Here is a 1,037-nt window from a genome sequence, read left to right on the forward strand (position 1 = left end):
CCAGGCGCCGGGCGAGGTTGAAGGTCACGTCTTCGTTGTTCCAGTCGCGGGGGGCACGGGGGAAATGGGGCAAGGCCTGCGGGCCTTGTTGCATGAACAGTTGGGCCATGGCCCAGTACATCTCGCCCTGTTGCATTTCATGGGCAAAATGAAAGCGATCGATCACCTTGTTGGTGCCCGGTTTCACCACGGCCAGGGTGACGGTTTCGATAAGGCCGCCAGTACCCATGGGGCCATAAACGCTGCAGGCTTCGGCGCGCAGATCCTCCCAGTCATGGACTTCGGTTCGTACGCCCCAGGCGCTGCGGCTGAAGGTCCTGAGGCCGTCATGGACGAAACGGTAGACGTAGACTTTGCGCCGCAGGCGGTTGAATCGGATGGGTTCGTCGCGGGGGGCTTCTACGTCCATGCGCCAGAAGTAAACGCCCAGCCATATACCGATAATGATCGGGACTAGCCCCAAGATTTTGGATAACAGAGATGAAGAAGTTGGAGAGCTCACGTGGTTCATTAATAGGAAAATTGCTAAGGACACTGTGATTGCAAACATGAATGCGGCACACCAAATGCCAAGCCCACGCATTCTTAACGTGGCGCGCGTCAGCTCAAGGTACACATCGCCTAAATGATTGGGTGGATTAGAAAGTACAGGGGGGTACGGTTCAGTTGATGGAGACTCGTTCGGTGCTGGCAGATCGTGCTTCCAGCCCGGGGCCGGTTTATCGAGTAAAGGTGCTTTAAATAGCATGATGAGCAGTTCCGGTTCTGTGTGAGAGCCACTTGAGTCCCAGGGGTGTCGAAGGGCGATCAGGTAGCCAAAAGGCAAGTGTCATTCGATGCCGATGCGCGTTGATGACGGGTATTCAGGGCGCGGTCCTGGATTCCAGATCGATGTCGACGGGCCACCGCACCTTGGGCGCCAGGCGCCGGGCGAGGTTGAAGGTCACGTCTTCGTTGTTCCAGTCGCGGGGGGCACGGGGGAAATGGGGCAAGGCCTGCGGGCCTTGTTGCATGAACAGTTGGGCCATGGCCCAGTA

The 1,037-nt window shown here is 57.7% G+C and carries 1 protein-coding gene; it reads right to left on the reverse strand.

Annotation, left to right across the window (positions count from 1 at the left end):
- The coding region (locus ACRESJ_RS03220) for a DUF6708 domain-containing protein (protein WP_431756609.1) at window positions 1-409 on the reverse strand (409 nt) is incomplete at its 3' end.
- Window positions 410-1,037: the final 628 nt, after the last annotated feature.

This window comes from Pseudomonas sp., assembly GCF_050739655.1.
Lineage (GTDB): Bacteria > Pseudomonadota > Gammaproteobacteria > Pseudomonadales > Pseudomonadaceae > Aquipseudomonas.